Origin of the sequence: Rhizobium acaciae, from assembly GCF_025941625.1 — a bacterium.
In the GTDB taxonomy this organism is placed as follows: domain Bacteria; phylum Pseudomonadota; class Alphaproteobacteria; order Rhizobiales; family Rhizobiaceae; genus Rhizobium; species Rhizobium acaciae.
The window spans coordinates 446,538-465,555 of the sequence record NZ_JAPCZO010000001.1 but is presented as its reverse complement, the minus strand read 5'-3'; the positions used below and the strand labels follow the sequence as shown (position 1 = coordinate 465,555).

The 19,018-nt window shown below is 61.4% G+C and carries 17 protein-coding genes; 8 read left to right on the top strand and 9 right to left on the bottom strand.

Annotated features, from left to right (window positions below; genetic code table 11):
- Positions 1 to 6: 6 nt before the first annotated feature.
- From sufC to OLZ32_RS02305, 3 genes are all read right to left on the bottom strand, one after another.
- Positions 7 to 762, bottom strand: a complete 756-nt coding sequence (sufC, locus tag OLZ32_RS02315; RefSeq protein ID WP_003539985.1) for a Fe-S cluster assembly ATPase SufC — start codon at positions 760 to 762, stop codon at positions 7 to 9.
- A 243-nt stretch (positions 763 to 1,005) separates the two neighbouring features.
- Positions 1,006 to 2,475 carry a Fe-S cluster assembly protein SufB gene (sufB, locus tag OLZ32_RS02310; protein WP_003539987.1) on the bottom strand — a complete coding sequence of 490 codons (1,470 nt, stop codon included), beginning with the start codon at positions 2,473 to 2,475 and terminating at the stop codon, positions 1,006 to 1,008.
- 144 nt (positions 2,476 to 2,619) lie between these two features.
- Positions 2,620 to 3,786: a cysteine desulfurase family protein gene (locus tag OLZ32_RS02305; RefSeq protein ID WP_264395440.1), complete on the bottom strand. Its 1,167-nt coding sequence runs from the start codon at positions 3,784 to 3,786 to the stop codon at positions 2,620 to 2,622.
- 217 nt (positions 3,787 to 4,003) lie between these two features.
- Between OLZ32_RS02305 and OLZ32_RS02300 the strand changes: the two genes are divergently transcribed.
- Both OLZ32_RS02300 and OLZ32_RS02295 read left to right on the top strand, forming a co-directional pair.
- Positions 4,004 to 4,681 (top strand): alpha/beta hydrolase, encoded by a 678-nt coding sequence (locus OLZ32_RS02300; protein WP_003540001.1) that lies wholly within the window; start codon positions 4,004 to 4,006, stop codon positions 4,679 to 4,681.
- 143 nt (positions 4,682 to 4,824) lie between these two features.
- Positions 4,825 to 6,000 (top strand): acyltransferase family protein, encoded by a 1,176-nt coding sequence (locus OLZ32_RS02295; protein ID WP_264395438.1) that lies wholly within the window; start codon positions 4,825 to 4,827, stop codon positions 5,998 to 6,000.
- Positions 6,001 to 6,012: 12 nt separating this feature from the next.
- On the opposite strand, the gene OLZ32_RS02290 is transcribed toward OLZ32_RS02295, so the two are convergent.
- Together OLZ32_RS02290 and OLZ32_RS02285 are read right to left on the bottom strand one after the other, a co-directional pair.
- Positions 6,013 to 6,552, bottom strand: a complete 540-nt coding sequence (locus OLZ32_RS02290; RefSeq protein WP_264395437.1) for a GNAT family N-acetyltransferase — start codon at positions 6,550 to 6,552, stop codon at positions 6,013 to 6,015.
- Positions 6,549 to 7,667 carry an anhydro-N-acetylmuramic acid kinase gene (locus tag OLZ32_RS02285; protein WP_264395436.1) on the bottom strand — a complete coding sequence of 373 codons (1,119 nt, stop codon included), beginning with the start codon at positions 7,665 to 7,667 and terminating at the stop codon, positions 6,549 to 6,551. Before OLZ32_RS02285 ends, OLZ32_RS02290 begins: the two co-directional genes overlap by 4 nt.
- 133 nt (positions 7,668 to 7,800) lie before the next feature.
- Between OLZ32_RS02285 and tyrS the strand changes: the two genes are divergently transcribed.
- Positions 7,801 to 9,057 (top strand): tyrosine--tRNA ligase, encoded by a 1,257-nt coding sequence (gene tyrS / locus OLZ32_RS02280; RefSeq protein ID WP_264395435.1) that lies wholly within the window; start codon positions 7,801 to 7,803, stop codon positions 9,055 to 9,057.
- Between the two features lie 53 nt (positions 9,058 to 9,110).
- On the opposite strand, the gene OLZ32_RS02275 is transcribed toward tyrS, so the two are convergent.
- Positions 9,111 to 9,416, bottom strand: coding sequence for a hypothetical protein (locus OLZ32_RS02275; RefSeq protein WP_003540019.1), 306 nt, complete (start codon positions 9,414 to 9,416; stop codon positions 9,111 to 9,113).
- A gap of 249 nt (positions 9,417 to 9,665) precedes the next feature.
- Positions 9,666 to 13,064, bottom strand: coding sequence for a YhdP family protein (locus OLZ32_RS02270; protein ID WP_264419534.1), 3,399 nt, complete (start codon positions 13,062 to 13,064; stop codon positions 9,666 to 9,668).
- Between the two features lie 125 nt (positions 13,065 to 13,189).
- On the opposite strand from OLZ32_RS02270, the gene OLZ32_RS02265 reads away from it, so the two are divergent.
- The 5 genes from OLZ32_RS02265 (at position 13,190) to OLZ32_RS02245 (ending at position 18,046) form a co-directional block, all read left to right on the top strand.
- Positions 13,190 to 13,663, top strand: a complete 474-nt coding sequence (locus OLZ32_RS02265; RefSeq protein WP_003540023.1) for a peroxiredoxin — start codon at positions 13,190 to 13,192, stop codon at positions 13,661 to 13,663.
- Positions 13,660 to 14,487, top strand: coding sequence for a ferritin-like domain-containing protein (locus OLZ32_RS02260; RefSeq protein WP_264395433.1), 828 nt, complete (start codon positions 13,660 to 13,662; stop codon positions 14,485 to 14,487). Before OLZ32_RS02265 ends, OLZ32_RS02260 begins: the two co-directional genes overlap by 4 nt.
- A gap of 104 nt (positions 14,488 to 14,591) precedes the next feature.
- Positions 14,592 to 15,911, top strand: coding sequence for a peptidoglycan DD-metalloendopeptidase family protein (locus tag OLZ32_RS02255; protein ID WP_003540027.1), 1,320 nt, complete (start codon positions 14,592 to 14,594; stop codon positions 15,909 to 15,911).
- Between the two features lie 138 nt (positions 15,912 to 16,049).
- The gene (locus tag OLZ32_RS02250) at positions 16,050 to 17,615 is read left to right on the top strand and encodes a DEAD/DEAH box helicase (RefSeq protein ID WP_003540029.1); all 1,566 of its coding nucleotides are present in this window, start codon (positions 16,050 to 16,052) and stop codon (positions 17,613 to 17,615) included.
- Between the two features lie 8 nt (positions 17,616 to 17,623).
- Positions 17,624 to 18,046, top strand: a complete 423-nt coding sequence (locus tag OLZ32_RS02245) for an NUDIX domain-containing protein (RefSeq protein WP_264395432.1) — start codon at positions 17,624 to 17,626, stop codon at positions 18,044 to 18,046.
- On the opposite strand, the gene OLZ32_RS02240 is transcribed toward OLZ32_RS02245, so the two are convergent.
- Positions 18,047 to 18,364, bottom strand: a complete 318-nt coding sequence (locus tag OLZ32_RS02240; protein ID WP_003540033.1) for a TfoX/Sxy family protein — start codon at positions 18,362 to 18,364, stop codon at positions 18,047 to 18,049.
- 46 nt (positions 18,365 to 18,410) lie between these two features.
- Positions 18,411 to 18,905 (bottom strand): flavin reductase, encoded by a 495-nt coding sequence (locus OLZ32_RS02235; protein WP_264395431.1) that lies wholly within the window; start codon positions 18,903 to 18,905, stop codon positions 18,411 to 18,413.
- Positions 18,906 to 19,018 lie beyond the last annotated feature (113 nt).

Genomic DNA, 19,018 nt, shown 5'->3' with positions numbered 1-19,018 from the left:
CGAAACTCAGGCCGCCGTGCCGATGATGTCGGCATAGCCGTTGGCTTCCAGCTCATGCGCCAGCGTCTTGTCGCCCGACTTGATCACCTGGCCCTTGTAGAGCACGTGGACGGTATCCGGCACGATATAGTCGAGCAGGCGCTGGTAGTGGGTGATGACCACGACCGCGCGGTCCGGCGAACGCAACGCGTTGACGCCGTCGGCGACGATCTTCAGCGCATCGATGTCGAGGCCGGAATCGGTTTCGTCAAGCACGCAGAGCTTCGGTTCGAGCAGCGCCATCTGCAGGATCTCGGCCCGCTTCTTCTCGCCGCCGGAGAAGCCGACATTCAGCGGCCGCTTCAGCATTTCGGTATTGATCTGCAGCTTGCCGGCGGCATCCTTGACGCGGCGCATGAAGTCCGGCGTCGTCAGCTCGTCCTCGCCACGCGCTTTGCGCTGCTCGTTCATCGCCACCTTCAGGAACTGCATGGTGGCAACGCCCGGAATTTCGACCGGGTACTGGAAGGCAAGGAAGATGCCCTTGGCGGCGCGTTCGGCCGGATCGAGCTCGAGAATGCTCTCGCCATTGTAGAGAATGTCACCCTCGGTGACTTCGTAGTCGCTGCGGCCGGACAGCACATAGGAGAGCGTCGACTTGCCGGAGCCGTTCGGCCCCATGATCGCGGCAACTTCGCCGGCCTTCACGGTCAGGTTCAGGCCACGGATGATCTCGGTGCCGTCTTCGGCGATACGGGCATGGAGGTTCTTGATTTCAAGCATTTCGTTTTTCCTGTGTACTCGGGCACTAGCGACCCAGCGTCTGTACAAAAGCAGATGTGGGGATCAGTTTATAAGAAGCGCTTAAGTGCCACAAAGGCAACAAGCACCATGGCGGCTCCCGCAATGCTCATTATCCAGCTCATTCTCTCCGCGTTCGGCCGTTTGCGGCGAAAAACGAAAAGACTGGCAGTCGCCACGCCAATCGGTGTGGCCACCTGATCAATAAACTGCGCAGTTTCCATGTCAGCCCACAGAGCCTTCCAGCGAGATGCTGATCAGCTTCTGCGCCTCGACGGCGAATTCCATCGGCAGTTCCTGCAGGACTTCCTTGACGAAGCCGTTGACGATCAGCGCGATCGCCGCTTCGGTCGGGATGCCGCGCTGCAGGCAGTAGAACAGCTGGTCCTCGGAGATCTTCGAGGTTGTCGCCTCATGCTCGAACTGCGCCGTCGAATTCTTGGCCTCGATGTAAGGCACGGTATGGGCGCCGCACTTGTCGCCGATCAACAGCGAATCGCACTGGGTGAAGTTGCGCGCGTTCGACGCCTTGCGGTGAGCCGAAACCTGGCCGCGATAGGTGTTGTTGGAAACACCGGCGGCGATGCCCTTGGAGACGATACGGCTCGACGTGTTCTTGCCGAGATGGATCATCTTGGTGCCGCTGTCGATCTGCTGATGGCCGTTCGACACGGCGATCGAATAGAACTCGCCGCGGCTGTCGTCGCCACGCAGGATGCAGGACGGATACTTCCAGGTGATCGCCGAGCCGGTTTCGACCTGCGTCCAGGAAATCTTCGAACGGTCGCCGCGGCAATCGCCACGCTTGGTCACGAAGTTGTAGATGCCGCCCTTGCCGTTCTTGTCGCCCGGATACCAGTTCTGCACCGTCGAATATTTGATCTCGGCATCGTCGAGCGCAACCAACTCGACCACGGCGGCATGCAACTGGTTTTCATCGCGCTGCGGCGCCGTGCAGCCTTCGAGATAGGAGACGTAGGCACCCTCTTCCGCAATGATCAGCGTGCGCTCGAACTGGCCCGTGCCCTTCTCGTTGATGCGGAAATAGGTGGAAAGCTCCATCGGGCAGCGAACGCCCTTCGGCACGAAGACGAAGGAACCGTCGGTAAAGACCGCCGAATTGAGCGTTGCATAGTAGTTGTCGCTCGTCGGAACGACGGAGCCGAGGTACTTCTGCACCAGTTCCGGATACTCGCGGATGGCTTCCGAGATCGACATGAAGATCACGCCGGCCTTCTTCAGCTCTGCCTTGAACGTGGTAACGACCGAGACGCTGTCGAAAACGGCATCGACGGCGATCTTCGGCTTCTCGACGCCGGCAAGAATCTCCTGCTCACGCAGCGGGATGCCGAGCTTCTCATAGACCTTCAACAGCTCCGGATCGACCTCGTCGAGCGATTTTGGACCCGGCGTGCTCTTCGGCGCGGCGTAATAATAGATGTCGTTGAAATCGATCTTCGGATAGTCGACGCGCGCCCAGGTCGGCTCTTCCAGCGTCAGCCAGCGACGATAGGCCTCGAGACGCCATTCCAGCATCCACTCCGGCTCCTGCTTCTTCGCCGAAATGAAGCGGATGATATCTTCGGACAGGCCTTTCGGCGCCTTGTCCATCTCGATGACGGTCTCGAAACCGTATTTATACTGGTCCACATCGATCAGGCGCACCTGGTCGATTGTTTCCTGCACCGCAGCCATCTCATTCTCCAATCTCGCCGGATACAAGGTCCGGCAGCTTGTAGCGTTTGGGCAATTGTCTTGCCCTTTATGTAAGAGGCCAAAAGGGACTTTTCAGCCCGATTGGCAAGCGGAAATTTGCATTTCCGCAAGTTTTGACGCGGCTCAAGCCGCCTCGCCAGCCGATCTTCGCCGGCAGGCGATCTTGGCGAAAGCCGCAATCGCCCTGTCGATATCCTCTTCCGTCGTCGAAAAGCCGAGCGAGATGCGCAGCGCTCCAAGCTTGGCGTCACGGCCCATCGCTGTCAGCACATGGCTTTCGCCAAGCCGACCCGATGAGCAGGCCGAGCCTGCGGAAAGTGCAACGCCTTCGAGATCGAAGGCGATCTGTCCGGTCTCGGCCTTCAGCCCCGGCAGGGTGAAGAAGATCGTATTGGTGACACGCTCGCCACCCTCGCCGTGGATCATCACATCGGCTGCCGCCTGACGCATGCCGGCTTCGAGCCGCTCGCGCAACGCACCGATTGCCGCATTGCGCGCCGCGAGTTCGTCGACCGCCGCTTCTGCTGCCGCGCCGAAGCCGATCAGCGCCAGCGAATTCTGTGTCCCTGAGCGGTGACCCCGCTCCTGCCCGCCGCCCTGGATCAGCGGCCTGGGCATCAGCGCCTCGCCCTGCGCAATGAGCGCGCCGGCGCCCTTCGGCCCGCCGATCTTATGCGAGGAAACGATCATGAAGTCGGCGCCGATCTTGCCGATATCGAGCGCGATGCGGCCGGCCGCCTGCACGGCGTCGACAACGAAGAGGCCGCCATGGGCGTGGACGATCTTTGCGGCCGCCTCGACCGGCTGGACGATGCCCGTCTCGTTGTTGACAAGCATGATAGCGACCATCGGCAGGCCAGCGGCCTTGTCATGCGCATCGAGCAGGAGGCCGAGTGCATCGAGATCGACGATGCCGGCTTCCGTCACCGGGATCTCCGTCATCTTCTCTCTGGCGAAGCGGCCGCCTTCGCGCACAGCCGGATGCTCGATCGCCGAAAAATAGAGATGACCAAGGCGAAGCGGCGTGCGGCCCATGCGGAAATCCGACGTCAGCACCAGATTGGCGGCTTCGGTCGCACCGCTGGTAAAGACCACATTGCCGGCATCGGTGCCGGCAAGTGCTGCCACCTTGCGTCGTGCGCCTTCGATGGCGGCGCGCGCGGCGCGGCCCTCGCCATGCACGCTGTTCGGATTGCCAAATACGTCGATGGCGCGCATGATCGCCGCGCGTGCTGCGGGGTGCAGCGGCGCTGTGGCATTCCAGTCGAGATAAAGGCGTGGCGGCGCCATGATCTTCAGTCCTGCGCTTGACGAGCTTGCTTCAGCGGCCGCGGTTCATTTTTCTTGAAATTTCCGCCGGGCTTGCCTTATGACACGTTCCACGATGCGTGGATCGCCATGCAAGTTTCGAATTGTTCTAAACTGCGTTTTAGAAAAGCTGACAACACTAGTCAAGTCATGTTGTCATCCAACGCAGCGCGAACGCGAAATAAAACCCGGAGTACCAATGCCCGAAGTTATTTTCAACGGCCCAGCCGGCCGTCTTGAAGGCCGCTACCAGCCCTCCAAGGAAAAAAGCGCGCCCATCGCCCTGATTCTGCATCCGCATCCGCAGTTCGGCGGCACGATGAACAATCAGATCGTCTATCAGCTCTTCTACATGTTCCAGAAGCGCGGGTTCACGACGCTGCGCTTCAATTTCCGGGGAATCGGCCGCAGCCAGGGCGAATTCGACCACGGCGCCGGCGAGCTCTCGGATGCCGCCTCGGCGCTCGACTGGGTGCAGAGCCTGCATCCTGATTCCAAGACCTGTTGGGTCGCCGGTTATTCCTTCGGCTCCTGGATCGGCATGCAGCTCCTGATGCGCCGGCCGGAAATCGAAGGCTTCATGTCGATCTCGCCGCAGCCGAACACCTACGACTTTTCCTTCCTGGCGCCCTGCCCCTCCTCCGGCCTGATCATCAACGGCGAGGCCGACAAGGTAGCGCCTGAGAAGGATGTCAACGGCCTTGTGGAGAAGCTGAAGACCCAGAAGGGCATCCTCATCACCCACCGCACCGTTGCCAATGCCAACCACTTCTTCAATGGTCAGGTGGAAACGCTGATGGGCGAATGCGAGGATTATCTCGACCGCCGCCTCAACGGCGAACTGGTGCCGGAACCGGCCGCCAAGCGGATTCGCTGACACCACAAATCTCAGCCTCATCAATGCCATGACGGTCCGGAACACAACCGGGCCGGCTGTGCCGGAACAGATCACCTATCGTGTTGCAATCCATGTTGCAGTGCGGTAGGGTCCTCGCGATCCTAACAAAAGCGAGGTCCGCAATGACCAAGTCGTTCGGGGAAGTCCTGGATAAGTATAGGGGAATTGGTCCGGGGTTCGATTTCCTTCGAATAGGGCTCGCCTTTTCCATCGTATTGACCCATTCCTTTTTGTTAACCGACAACAATGACTTCATCAGGGGGTCAGTATTCTGGTTCACTGAATACGCTCTTGTTCCGATGTTCTTCGCGTTGAGCGGATTTCTGATCGCCGGCAGCGCCCAGCGTCTAAGCCTCCGGAATTTTCTGATCAACCGAGGCTTGCGCATCGTCCCGGCCCTTGCCGTCGATATCGTCGTTTGTTCGTTGATCATCGGGCCGATCATTACGGCCGTTTATCATTCAGAATATTTTGCCGATCAGCGGTTTTTCAAATACTTCCTGAATATCGTCGGCTGGATCCATTACGAGCTTCCGGGCGTCTTCCAGGATAATCCGAGCCAGCGCGTCAACGGCGCTCTGTGGACGGTTCCCTGGGAAATCTTCTGCTACATCATCATGTCGTTCCTGATGATCACCGCCATTGTGAAGACGCGCTACAAGCTGCTGGCGGTGACGATCGCCTACATCGTCGTCGGCCTTATCGTGCAGAAGATGCCCTACCTGCTGCCAGGCTCGATCAAGCCGATCGCTCGCTTCCTGTTCATGAGCCGAGGCTCCCAGCTGATAACGGCTTTCATGATGGGCATCGTCGCCTTTCAGTTCAGGGCAGTCATTCCGCATTCCCGCTGGATATTCGGCGCTGCCTGCCTGGTCTGCATCGTCGCCATCCTCACCCTCGACAGCCGGGCGACGGAGTCGGTGCTCAACCGGCCCCTGGTCATCACCTCTCTTGTTTACATCACCGTCTTCGTCGGCCTGTCCGAGGTGCCCATCCCGGCCTTTTTCAGGAAAGGCGACTATTCCTACGGCGTCTATCTTTATCACGACCCGTTTTTACAGATCTGGATCAGCTCGTTCCCGTCGGTTTTCCTCTATCCGAAATATGGTGCGCTGGCGCTCTATCTCGTCGGCCTGCCATCGGCTCTCGCCGTTGCGGTGCTGTCCTGGCATTTCATCGAGAAGCCGATCCTCGGCCTTCGCAAGAAATTCTCGTTTATCGCCCAGGTCAGGGGCGTCGAGGATGGCCACCAGGCTGGACGCGAATCCAACGTCCGGCCGGTCGCCGTAAAAAGTTAGAGCTTTTCCGGGTCAGGAAAGGCTCCAAGGCTTTGCCGGCCGCATATCGGCGGTGAACTCGAAAGCCGCGTCCAGCACTCCATCGATCAGGATCGGCGCGCGTTCCCGCATGCCGATCTTTCTGAGCACACGCTGCGAAGCGATGTTGTCGGGATGCGTGAAGGCGATGAAGCCGGATGCAAACTGCCGTTCGAGGAACCAGTCGGCCAACGCGCTCGCCGCTTCGGTCGCCAGGCCCTTGCCCCAAGCCTCCTTGCGCAGGGAATAACCGAGTTCGAATTGCTCGTTCCTGAACTTCGAAATCCCCGCGCGGCCGACGAAGCTGCCGTCCTCGGCGAGGAGCTTGTATTTGGTCGTGCCGTCGCGCGCCTGTTCCTCGAGCCAGCCGCGTAGCCGTTCCTCAGCCTTTTGGAGGCTCCACGGCACGTTGCCGGACAGGTATCGGGTCGTCGCCATCGTCGAATGCAGCTGTTGCACCAGGATCGCATCGCCTTCGTCCCACATGACGAAGGTAAGCCGTGGCGTCTTCAGTATGACCCTTTGCTCTGTCATGGCGTTGCCAGCACCCCACCGCTGACGGGAGCCGCGACCCCTGTCGTGCCGGGGAATGTCAGCGGCAGCCCGTCCAGCGATCGGACGGCGAGATAGGCCCAGGCCTCGGCTTCCATCGCATCGCCGTCGAAGCCCGCCTCGTCGGCCGTCAACACCCTCGAGCCCAGCCTTTCGGCCATGACTGAGAACTCCGCCATGAGAGTGGCGTTCAGCCGCCCGCCGCCGCAGACGATATAGAGCGCTGGGGTCTCCGGCAGGAAGCTGGTGGATTTGATGATCGAGGCGGCGGCGACATGCGCCAGCGTCCGGGCGCCGTCTTCAAGGCTCGCTTCCTCGGACTGAAGCGGCGCAAAATCGCCGCGGTCCAGCGAACGGCGAACATTGCCGCGGAAGAACGGACTTTGCAGATAGCGTTCCGCCAGGCTGGCCACGACCTTGCCGCGCCCGCCGATCTCACCACCAGGGTCATAAGTTTTGCCGGTCTGCATCTCCACCCACTGGTCGATCAGCGTATTGCCCGGACCGCTGTCGAACGCCGATATCCGGCCGTCGGTGCCGATAAAGGTGAGATTGGAGATGCCGCCGATATTGACGAAGCACACCGCCTGTCCCGCCTGCTGGAATTTTCCCGCAAGTGCTGCGTGATAGGCCGGCACCAGTGGCGCGCCCTGCCCGCCATGAACCATGTCGTTGGCGCGCATGTCGTAGACCACAGATATGCCGGTCCGGCGCGCCAGTTCCTCGCCGTCGCCGATCTGGATCGTCAATCCGTCATCAGGACGATGAAGCACTGTCTGACCATGGAAGCCGAGAACATCGACAGCATCGGCCGCTAGCCCGAAACGCTCCATGAATGCCGTAACGGCAATTGCATGCCGCAACGTCAGTCCAAGCTCGATATCGCGAAGCTCAGCCGGTCGCTGGCTTCTCTCACTGAGTGGACGCGACAGTTCCAGCGCCCGTTTGAGCTGCCGGCGAAAATCCGCGTCATAGGGCACGCCCATGAACGGCCCGCGCTCGATGAAGCCGCGGCCGTCGGTCCTGATCAACGCGACGTCGATTCCGTCCATCGACGTGCCGCTCATCAGCCCGATCGCGGTCCTGATGACATCCATGAGGCTTGCCTCCCATGCGATTCCCGGATGCACTTTTATAAAAACAGTGCTAAACGCGCCGCGACAGATCAACAACAACGAACTTGCGCCAAGCCCCCAAGCGGTGCGGAGCAGACACCAAGAGACGAAACCTATGTCCGAGTTCAAGTCCGATTTCCTCCGCACGCTGAAAGAGCGCGGCTTCATTCATCAGATCTCCGATGAAAGCGGCCTCGACGACCTGTTCGCCAAGGAAACCGTGACGGCCTATATCGGCTACGACCCGACCGCATCCAGTCTTCACGTCGGCCACCTGACACAGATCATGATGCTGCATTGGCTGCAGGCGACGGGCCACCGCCCGATTTCGCTGATGGGCGGCGGCACCGGTATGGTCGGCGATCCCTCTTTCAAGGAGGAGGCGCGTAAGCTGATGACGATCGAGACGATCGAGCAGAATATCGCCTCGATCAAAACCTGCTTCTCGAACTACCTCGATTATGACAGGCCCGCCACCGCCGCGCTGATGATCAACAACGCCGAGTGGCTGCGCTCATTGAATTATCTGGAGTTCCTGCGCGATGTCGGCCGCCATTTCTCGGTCAACCGCATGCTGTCCTTTGACAGTGTGAAGACGCGCCTTGACCGCGAACAGTCGTTGTCCTTCCTGGAATTCAACTACATGATCCTCCAGGCCTACGATTTCGTCGAGCTTGCCAAGCGCTACGATTGCCGCCTGCAGATGGGCGGTTCGGACCAGTGGGGTAATATCGTCAACGGTATCGACCTTGGTCACCGCATGGGGACCCAGCAGCTTTATGCCCTTACCTCGCCGCTGCTGACGACGTCGTCCGGTGCCAAGATGGGCAAATCGGCTTCCGGTGCGGTCTGGCTGAATGCCGATCTGCTGCCTGTCTACGACTTCTGGCAATATTGGCGCAACACCGAGGACGCTGATGTGCCGCGCTTCCTCAAGCTCTTCACCACGTTGCCCATGGATGAAATTACAAGGCTGTCGGCGATCGGTGGTTCGGAGCTGAACGAGGTCAAGAAGATCTTGGCAACTGAGGTTACCGCGATCCTGCACGGTCGCCCGGCCGCCGAGCAGGCCGCTGAAACCGCGCGCAAAACCTTCGAGGAAGGCAGCCTCTCGGAGAACCTGCCCTCGGTCGATATCCCTGCCACCGAACTCGACGGCGGCATCGGCTTGCTGTCGCTGATCGTTCGTGCCGGCCTTGCCTCGTCGAACGGCGAAGCCCGCCGTCACGTCCAGGGTGGCGCGGTCCGCATCAACGACGAGGCGGTCAGCGACGAACGCAAGATGATCGGCAGCGGCGAAATTACCGCCGACGGCGTCATCAAGCTCTCGCTCGGTAAGAAGAAGCACATCCTGATCCGCCGCGCGGCGTAAGGACTTCAGTTCCGAACCGATATCGAAGCCGGTGCCGGCTTTTCTTTGCCTCACTATTCGGGTCGGCGAGCAAGATCATTCAGCTCCCCACCGGTATTCTTCGTCATCTCGTCTGGTCTCTTAAGAAGGTAACCCGGCGGATCGACGCTTGAAGCGGGCTTCACCCGCGACCACCAGCTGATCGAGAAGATCGGCGGCGTCATTTCCGCGTCCAGAGGAACCATCAGGACGTGGTCGGAACGGATGACCGCCTTTTGCGAGTTCAGCCGCACGCTCTTTTCCGCGGAAAGCGAGGCGTCGGCAATCGTGATGGCCATCATGGCGGCCGATGCGAAAGAAACTGTCCGGGCGCACGGCATGGCATCCTCCGACATTGCGCCGGCCCATGTTCCAGGCCGGGACCGTATCTTATATCAGATTTCTCTAAATCAAGTTGGGCGTCGATGACGGACTTGTCAATCGCGCTCGGCAGATGAAGACAAACGCCACCCCGTCATGCTCGATACATACGGCTATCGCTGGTATCGTGTCGGCGGCCTCGACTATCTCTTCAGGCGGAGAGAGATTTAGCTACCTCTCGCCACGATCTCTGCCGTGACCGCTTCCCCTCACTGGAATTCGAAGATCTGCCGGAAGACGCCCGGCGCGATGATCGACAGCGGGTTGATCTGCAGGTTCGGTTGGTCGAACTTGCCTGTCAGCTTGAAGGTGATGCCAATCAGACCGCGGTCGCTGCCATTGCCGAGGATGACGCCGATCAGCGGCAGTTCGGCAAAAAGGCGGTTGAGGCCATAGGCCGGCATGAAGGTGCCGGTCATGTCCATGTTGCCCTTGCGGTCGCGCACGATGCCTTGGAAGGTTGCGCCGATCTGGTCGCCGCGCAGCACGCCGTTCTCGATGCCGACCATGCCATTGCGCGAGACGACACGGGCAAAGCCGCGCTGGAAGCGCTGCGACGAGGTATCGATGTCGCGCTTGACTGCTTCGTTGAGGCTGCGCTGCTCACTTCCGACCGGCGTCGAAACGATCGACCGCAGGCGCTGTTCGTTGACGATCGCGAAGCGGCGCACGTCGAGCGAGCCGTCCCAGCCGCCCTCCGCCCCCAGCCGGATCGCCAGATTGAGCAGGCCGCCCTGCATGTGCTGGTAGAGATCGGCGAAACGCGATACCGCGCCGGCATCGCCGCTGGTGATGTTGATGACGCCGCCGTCCTTCATCTGGCTGACCACGGCCTCGCCGCTGTCGGTAACGGCGGAAAAATTGAGCGCCTGCAGCTTATCGCCGCGCAGTGATATTTGCGCCTGGAAACTGCCGATCTTCTCGTCGTTGAAGCCAATGACGTTTTTCAGCCTGGCGCGCACCGATACGCCGGTGTCGCCGGCATCCCCATCACCATCGCCGTCCGAGCCCGATTTCAACCGCTGGATGACCGGCCGCGCATCGGCGCTGTCGCCGGAGACCGAAACGTCGAAATTGCCTTTGCTGCGCTTCACCGACAGGGCGAAATCGTCGAGCGAGGAGAGCTTGACGCTGTCGAAATCGGCCGAGATCAGCCCGCCCTTGCCGATGTTCAACGATCCGTTGGCGCCGAAACCGTCGCCCTTCAGCCGGAAGTTCTTGATCTGGGTATTGTCGGCCGGCCCGGATGTTTCGAATTCGGCCGTGGCGGCAATGCCGCTGCCCTTCGCCCAACCGATCCAGGGCAGCTCGAGCAGCGACTTGGTGAGGTCGAGCTGGACGTCCTGCCGGTCGTCGTCGATCCGCGTCAGCACCATCTTCACGCTGCCGCCGACGATGCCGGAAAGGCCGGGTATCAGCTTGTTGCGCTGGTCCTCGGAAAGGGTCGCGGTGATCACCCGTTGTTTGACCGCTGTGTCGGATGCCTCGACCGGTTCGGTAAGATCGATATCGGCCGGGACGCCGTCGATCTGGGCCTTGGCGTCAAGCGTGATTCTCTTCGGATTGCCGTTCAGCGTGCCGTCGAGATTGCTGATCATCCTGCCGGAAAACGGCTTGGCAAGATCGATATCGGTGAGCTTCATTACCGCCGTCCATTCGGCCGGCGGCGGGTTTTGCGAGGAGAGCAGGCCGAAATGGGCCTTCACATTCGCCTCGATCCGGCCCTTGAGATCGTCGGGCGTAAAGCCGGCGCGCTGCAGCACCCGGATCGGCCTGTAGGTCAGAAGTTCGCCGACGGCGTCCGCGGCCCCGGAGACCGCGAGATCGATATCGGCCATCAGCGGTTTATCGTAGGTGGCGGGCAGGATGAACGTGCCCTGCCCGAGGCCAACGGACCGGCCGGAGGGGAAATAGGACGTGCCGTTCTTGATCGCGATCGTCGCAACCGGGCCGGTCAGGTCGAAATGTGCCGACGTGTCGCGAATCGGCGGAATGTCGCCGGCGACGTTCATCCGCGCCCCCGCAATGTCGAAGCCGATGCGGATCTGGTTGGCGTCGAGCTTCAGGCCCTTGCCGCCGGCTGCCTCGTCCAGCCTGCCGAAGGGAATGAAGACGGAAATAGCGGCGTCGGTGACTGTGCCGCCGAAGAGATTGCCGTGCACCCAGGTGCGCACCTTGGGCGCCATCCAGAACGGCCAGAGCTGCTTGATCGCTATCGTCTGCAGCTGCGCCGACTGGCCGGCAAAGCTGATCTCCGGCGATTTGTCGCCGAGCTTGACATCAAGTGATCCGTAGAGCGCGCCCAGCGGGCTGGAAGCGGTTATGTTGGGAAATTGGAATTCTCGGCCGGCGACCATGTAGCGCCCGGTCGCCTGGATGTCGAAGGAGAGCGGCTGCTCGCCGGAGCCGCCGGGGGCTGCCGTGCCGCCGCTGACGAGCAGGTCGATGCCGAAGCCTTTGCCGGCCTGCGGGTCGAGCTTGTCGAGATCGATCAGCGCGCCATTGAGGGGAAGCGTGGTCGCGCCGAACCGGGCGTTCGATCGGGCGATCTCGATCGTCTGCTTGGCGAAATCATAGACGAGATTGATTTGCCCGCCCGACAGCTCCTGCGGATCGCCGTCCGCATAGATCAGGCCGGGATTGATGTCGACCGTCGCCGCCAGCGCCGGCTGCACGCCATCGCGCGCTCGGCTGGCCGACACCGTCAGATCGGCAAAGGCGCTCAGTCCTTGCCTGATCATGCCTTGATCGTTGCGTTTCAGCGCGAAGGGCGTGAGGTCGGCATGCTTGAGCGTCGCCACGACCTTGGACACGTGGCCGTCTTCCTTGTCGGCCAGCACGTCGAGCTCCGCCACTTCGCCGTTGAGCGCGACTTCGCCGGTCAATTGCAGCGAGGACGGGCCGGCATGGGCAAAGACGAGATTGTCGATGACGAGCGACAGCGGACCGTTGGCGGTATCGGCAAGCTTGATGTCGATGCCGGAGATGCGCACCGATTTGGTCGAGCCGCGCGTTACGATGCTGTCGAACATGTCGAACTGCGAGAAGAGCTTCTCCATCGCCGCCGGCATGGCGTCGATGCGCAGATCGTCGAGCTTGACGGGATTGCCGGAGGGCAGAAGCGCGGTATCGAGCGCGATATCCTCCGCTTCGATGTCCGCAACGGCGATGCGGCCGCGGAAAAGCTGCAGCGGATCGAGCCCCAGGCGCACCGAACCCGTCGTCGACAGGTGCTCGCCGCTCTCCTGGTCGATCATGTTGACGTTGCGCGCTTCCAGCGCCAGCCGGAAATCCGAGGTGAAGCGGATGACGGTGGAGCCGACCTCGGCGCGGTAGCGCGGTCCGGCCACGCCATTCAGCGCCGCCTGAGCCTGCTGCGACAGCGGCTTGTCGAACATGCCGCTCTCGACGGTGAAAACGATGCCAGCGAGAATAACGAGAATCAGCCCCAGAAATCCTGAGGTCAGCTTCGCCGTGCGGCGCATCGGCGAACGCGGCGGCGGGCAATGAACGATGATCGGATCCTCGGCCTGGGCGGACGGCAAGCGGTCCAGCGCAACGATATCCTTCTTGCGAAACGTGACCTTTTCGCCGCGGATGGCTGACATGCGCCCTCGGGCTCTCCCTTTAAGCGAAGAATTGAACCCGGCCATGCTGGACGGGTATCCGTCCACTATATAATTCGGGGAGAGAAAGTGTCATCCACAAACCCGGCAAAAGAAAGGTTTTCCTAATGGCGGTTCCCGGCATCGGCGTCTCGGCCCCTGATTTCAACCTTCCCCGCGACGGCGGCGGCCGCGTTTCGCTGGCCGAATTCCACGGCAAGCCGCTGGTGCTGTTCTTTTATCCCAAGGACGACACGACGGGCTGCACCGCCGAATCACTGGCTTTCACCGCGTTAGCAGCCGAGTTCGAAGCGGCGGGGGCCGCCGTCATCGGCATGTCGCCCGATTCGGCCGCCTGCCATGACAGGTTCATCAAGAAGCACCGTCTTACGGTGGCGCTCGCCTCGGACGAGGAAAAGACGACGCTGCAGGCCTATGGCGTCTGGAAGGAAAAGAGCATGTACGGCCGCAACTTCATGGGCGTCGAGCGTACCACTTTCCTGATCCGCCAGGACGGCACGATCGCCACTATCTGGCAGAAGGTGAAGGTGCAGGGCCATGCCGAAACCGTGCTCGAGGCCGTGAGGAACCTGGCGGCGTGACCGGGGATCTCACGATAACCTCGCTGCGCGGCGGCGCCATCGATGCGATCTCTTCCGCCGATCTTGACCGCAAGACGGCACTTGCGCAGGAAAGCGCCACCCGCTGGTTCGCCCGCCGGGTGTCGCTGCGCTCGCCGCTCGATGCCGCCCTGCCCGACAGGCCCGGCCGTCCTGAGAAACCGGTGCTGACGCCGCCGACCCAGGTGGAGAAGCGCTCGCTGCATACGCTCAAAGGGCGGATCGCCCTGCTGCACGCCATCGCCCATATCGAGCTCAACGCCGTCGATCTGGCGCTCGATATCGTCGCGCGATTCGCGACCGAGCAGGTGCCGAATTCCTTTTTCGACGGCTGGATGCTGGTCGCCTTCGAGGAGGCGAAGCATTTCCGCATGGTGCGCGCCAGGCTCAACGATCTCGGCGCCGATTACGGCGATCTGCCCGCCCATGACGGGCTCTGGCAGGCCGCCCATTCGACGCGCAACGACCTGACGGCAAGGCTCGCCGTCGTACCGCTGATTCTGGAAGCCCGCGGCCTCGACGTCACCCCGTCGCTGCAGGCGAAGATGCGCCAGACCGGCGATCTCGAAAGTGCAGCGGTGCTCGACGTCATCTACAATGACGAGAAAGGCCATGTCGCCGTCGGCGCCAAATGGTTCCGCTTTCTCTGCGCCCGCGAGAAGCGCGATCCGGCAAAAGCCTTCCAGGAACTGGTGCGCGCCAATTTCCGTGGACCGCTGAAGCCGCCCTTCAACGAACTTGCTCGCGCCGAGGCGGGGCTGACACCATCCTTCTACCGATCGCTCGCATCGATCAGCCACGCTTGAAGTCACTGAAATTTATGACGCGACGGCGACAATGAAAGCATTCATTAACCATAACGGTGTCTAATTTCCGAAAGAGGCGTAGAGCATCAATCGGGAGAGCCTGCGTGAACAGCGGACATCAGCACCGGGTATTCGGCAGGCGGGCACAGGAACACATCCTCATCCTCGCAAGCGGCGACAAGGTCCGCCATATGACGGTCCGGCCCTGGATGGCAGCACTGGCCTTCTGCTTCGTCGGCGTTTTCTCGATCGGCTACCTCCTGGCCACGTCCTATCTCGTGCTGCGCGACGATCTGATCGGCGCCACCATGGCCCGCCAGGCCCGCATGCAGCACGACTATGAAGACCGCATCGCTGCCCTCCGCGCGCAGGTCGATCGCATCACCTCCCGCCAGCTTCTCGACCAGCAGGTGGTGGAAGACAAGGTCGACAAGCTGATGGAGCAGCAGATGGCGCTGACCTCGCGCCATGGCAAGCTCGACACTCTGCTCGACCGGGCCGAAAGCTCCGGCCTGACGGAAAAGGACGGCGCCCCGCCTGCACCGTCTTCGCCCGTTCAGTCCTATGCACCCGATGTCAAGGACAAGCGCGCTTCACTGACCGGGAGCGGCATCGAGGCGATCGAGAAACAGCTGGCGCGCGGCGTGCCCGCCGATGCGACGCCCGACAATTCGACGCTTGCCTATGTGCCGGCCACCGACACGGTCGGCGACCGTGCCGACCGCATCTTCTCCAAGGTGACGCTGTCGCTCAAAGATGTCGAACAGGACCAGCGCAGCCGTGTCGAACAGTTGACGAGCGATGCCGGCAATGCCGCCAATGCCATCGAGACCGTGCTGACCCGCTTCAAGATTCCGATGCCCGAGACCGCTGCCAGGAAAGACGACGACGATGCCGTGGGCGGTCCCTATGTCGAGCCTGAAGGCAACGACGGCTTCAACAATTCGCTGGCAGCGCTCGACGGCGCGCTGACCCGGCTCGAAGCCGTGCGCAGTACCGCGGAATCCCTGCCCTTCCGCAATCCCGCTATCGGCAAGGACGTGACCAGCCCCTTCGGCAATCGCCGTGATCCCTTCCTCGGCCGCCTCGCGCTCCATTCCGGCATCGACTTCCGCTTTTCGCCGGGCGAAAGGATCCGCCCGACGGCGCCCGGCAAGGTGATTTCGGCCGGATGGACCGGCGGCTACGGCAACATGGTCGAGGTCGATCACGGCAACGGCATCTCGACGCGCTACGGGCATATGTCGGAAGTTCTGGTCAAGGTCGGCGACACGGTCGACCGCAACGACGTCATCGGCCTTGCCGGCAGCACCGGCCGCTCGACGGGCACGCACCTGCATTATGAAGTGCGCCAGGACGGTCATGCCGTCGATCCAGTATATTTCATGAATGCCGGCCTTAAACTCGCCACCTATATCAAGTAACTCCTGCCCGGTAACCAACGCTTCACTCTGCAATGGGTGCGGCGTCTCTATTTCTTGACTTGCCGGCCATTCGGGGCTATGTCGCGCTGCATTGCGGCATGCAATCCCGCCGACTCGTTCAGAGCTCGGCCGAACGGAATGGAAACAGTTTTCCCTTTGACGACATTTGCTGACCTTGGCTTGAGCCAAAAAGTGCTATCCGCTGTTACGGATGCGGGCTACACGATCCCCACGCCTATTCAGGCGGGAGCCATCCCGTTTGCGCTCGAGCGCCGCGATATTTGCGGTATCGCGCAGACCGGCACTGGCAAGACGGCATCCTTCGTGCTGCCGATGCTGTCGCTTCTCGAAAAGGGCCGTGCGCGTGCGCGCATGCCCCGCACGCTGATTCTCGAACCGACGCGCGAACTCGCCGCCCAGGTCGCCGAGAATTTCGAGAAATACGGCAAGAACCACCGCCTTAACGTCGCCCTTCTGATCGGCGGCGTTTCCTTCGAGGACCAGGACCGCAAGCTCGAACGCGGCGCGGATGTGCTGATCTGCACCCCCGGGCGCCTTCTCGACCATTTCGAGCGAGGCAAGCTCCTGATGAGCGGCGTCGAGATCCTCGTCATCGACGAGGCCGACCGTATGCTCGACATGGGTTTCATCCCCGATATCGAACGCATCGCCAAGATGATCCCTTTCACCCGCCAGACTCTGTTCTTCTCGGCAACCATGCCGTCGGAGATCCAGAAGCTCGCCGACCGCTTCCTGCAGAATCCCGAGCGTATCGAGGTTGCAAAGCCGGCTTCCGCCGCCGCGACCGTGACGCAGCGTTTCGTCGCTTCGCACGGCAAGGATTACGAAAAGCGCGCCGTCCTGCGCGAACTCGTCCGCGCCCAGACCGAACTCAAGAATGCCATCATCTTCTGCAACCGCAAGAAGGATGTCGCCGATCTCTTCCGGTCGCTCGAACGTCACGGCTTCTCGGTCGGCGCCCTGCATGGCGACATGGACCAGCGTTCCCGCACGATGACGCTGCAGAGCTTCCGTGACGGCAATCTCCAGCTTCTGGTCGCTTCCGACGTCGCCGCCCGCGGCCTCGATATCCCCGATGTCAGCCACGTCTTCAATTTCGACGTGCCGATCCATTCCGAGGATTACGTCCACCGCATCGGCCGCACCGGCCGTGCCGGCCGCTCGGGTGCCGCCTTCACGCTCGTTACCAAGCGCGACACCAAATTCGTCGATGCCATCGAGAAGCTGATCGGCCAAACGGTCGAATGGCTGAGTGGTGACCTGACGTCGCTGCCGCCGCCGGCAGAAGACAGCCGGGACAGCGAACGCCCGCGCCGCAACAGCCGCGAGCGTGGCGCCAGAGATGGTGCAGGCCGAGATCGTGCGCCGAGAGAGAATGGCGACAAGGATCGTGGACGCGGACGCGGCAACCGCGCCGCCGCGAGTCATAAATCTGATAACGACATACAGGATAATGGCGTCGACGTGATTGAAGCAGCACCAGTAAAGGCCGACATCGTGAAGAACGAGCGCAAAGCAGAGCAGAAGCCGCAGAACAATGCGCGCAATAGTCGGCCTTACCCGGCAAACGACGACAGCCGCGACCGCCGCCGCCACCGCGACCATGACGACGGCCCGACTCCTATTGGATTCGGCGACGATATCCCCGCCTTCATGCTGATCGCCGGCAGCGCCAAGGTCTAAGCATTACCATGGGCAGGCCCGGCATTGATTTTCCGGGTCTCGGCGTCGGCCTGGTGATTCTGCGCGACGCCAGGATCCTTCTTTACAAACGAATGCGATCACCTGAAGCCGGCTATTGGAATATAGTCGGCGGCAAGGTCGATCACATGGAACCGGCAGAGACTGCCGCGCGCCGTGAGGCCGAAGAGGAAACCGGCCTGACGATCGGCCACATCGAACGAATCGGCATGACCGAGCAGATCATCGATGCCGATCGCCAGCACTGGATCTCGATTCTCTATCTCGCTCGCGACGTAGAGGGCGAGCCTCAATTGACCGAACCGGACAAACTCTCGGATTTCGGCTGGTTTCCCCTGACGGGTCTGCCCGAGCCACTGTCGGCCTTCACCAAAGCGGCGATAGCAGCCTTGTCGCCCGCTGAACGCGGTTAACTATTCGGCGCGAAGCGAAGCCTCATAGGCAAGCCTCACCCATTTCGCCATCAGATCGGGATCATCGTAGGCCTCGTCGGGGATCGACCAATAGGGCATTTTTACCGGCTTGCCCTTCTTGCCCTCATAGGTCCATTGCGTGGCGCCGGCAGCGGCAAATTCCGGGGCGCTCGTCTCGTCGGCCTTCAGCAGCATCTCGTCGCGCACTTCGAGCGCGATGATGCGCCCGAGATGATAGATGCCTTTTCCGCCGAACATGCGTTTGACCGTGACGGGGCCAAGCCCCTGAAACATTTCCTCGATCCCGGCGTTGTCCATTCTCTATTCCCTCGAGATGCTTCCGAAAGGACGCACGGCGCTCCAATCACAGCGCGTGATAATCCCGGTTCATATAGATGAGCGCCGGGTGTTTTTCGCTGAAGCGGACAGCCGCGACCTCGCCGAAGATGACATTGTGCGTCGGCATTTCCTTGATGTCGATCACCCGGCAATCGAAGGCGGCGAGCGCATCGGCCAGCACGGGCGCGCCGGTGGTAAGCATCTCGAAACGGGCGCTGGCGAAACGGTCGTCATTGGCCAGCGACGTGCGCCCGGAAAAGGCATCGGCAACGCCCTGGTGGTGGGCGCCGAGCGTGTTCAGCGCGAAGATGCCGCTGCGGAAGAAGATCTCGTTCTTCGGATTGGTGTTGTTGAGGCAGATCAGCACCAAGGCTGGATTGTCCGAGACCGAGCAGGCGGCGGTGATGGTGACACCGCGGCGCAGTTCGCCCATCGCCGTCGTCACGAGCTGCACATGGCCGGCATAACGGCTCATGGCATCGCGATAAAGGCCGGGGTCGATATGCTGCCTGTTCAACACCTGCTTCTCCCGTACGCGCTTATTCTGCCTTGATCGACTTGCTCTGATCGACTTGCTATCGCGCCAATATGGCGAGCATCGGTTACCTTTTCTACAATAGTACCGGTGAAAAG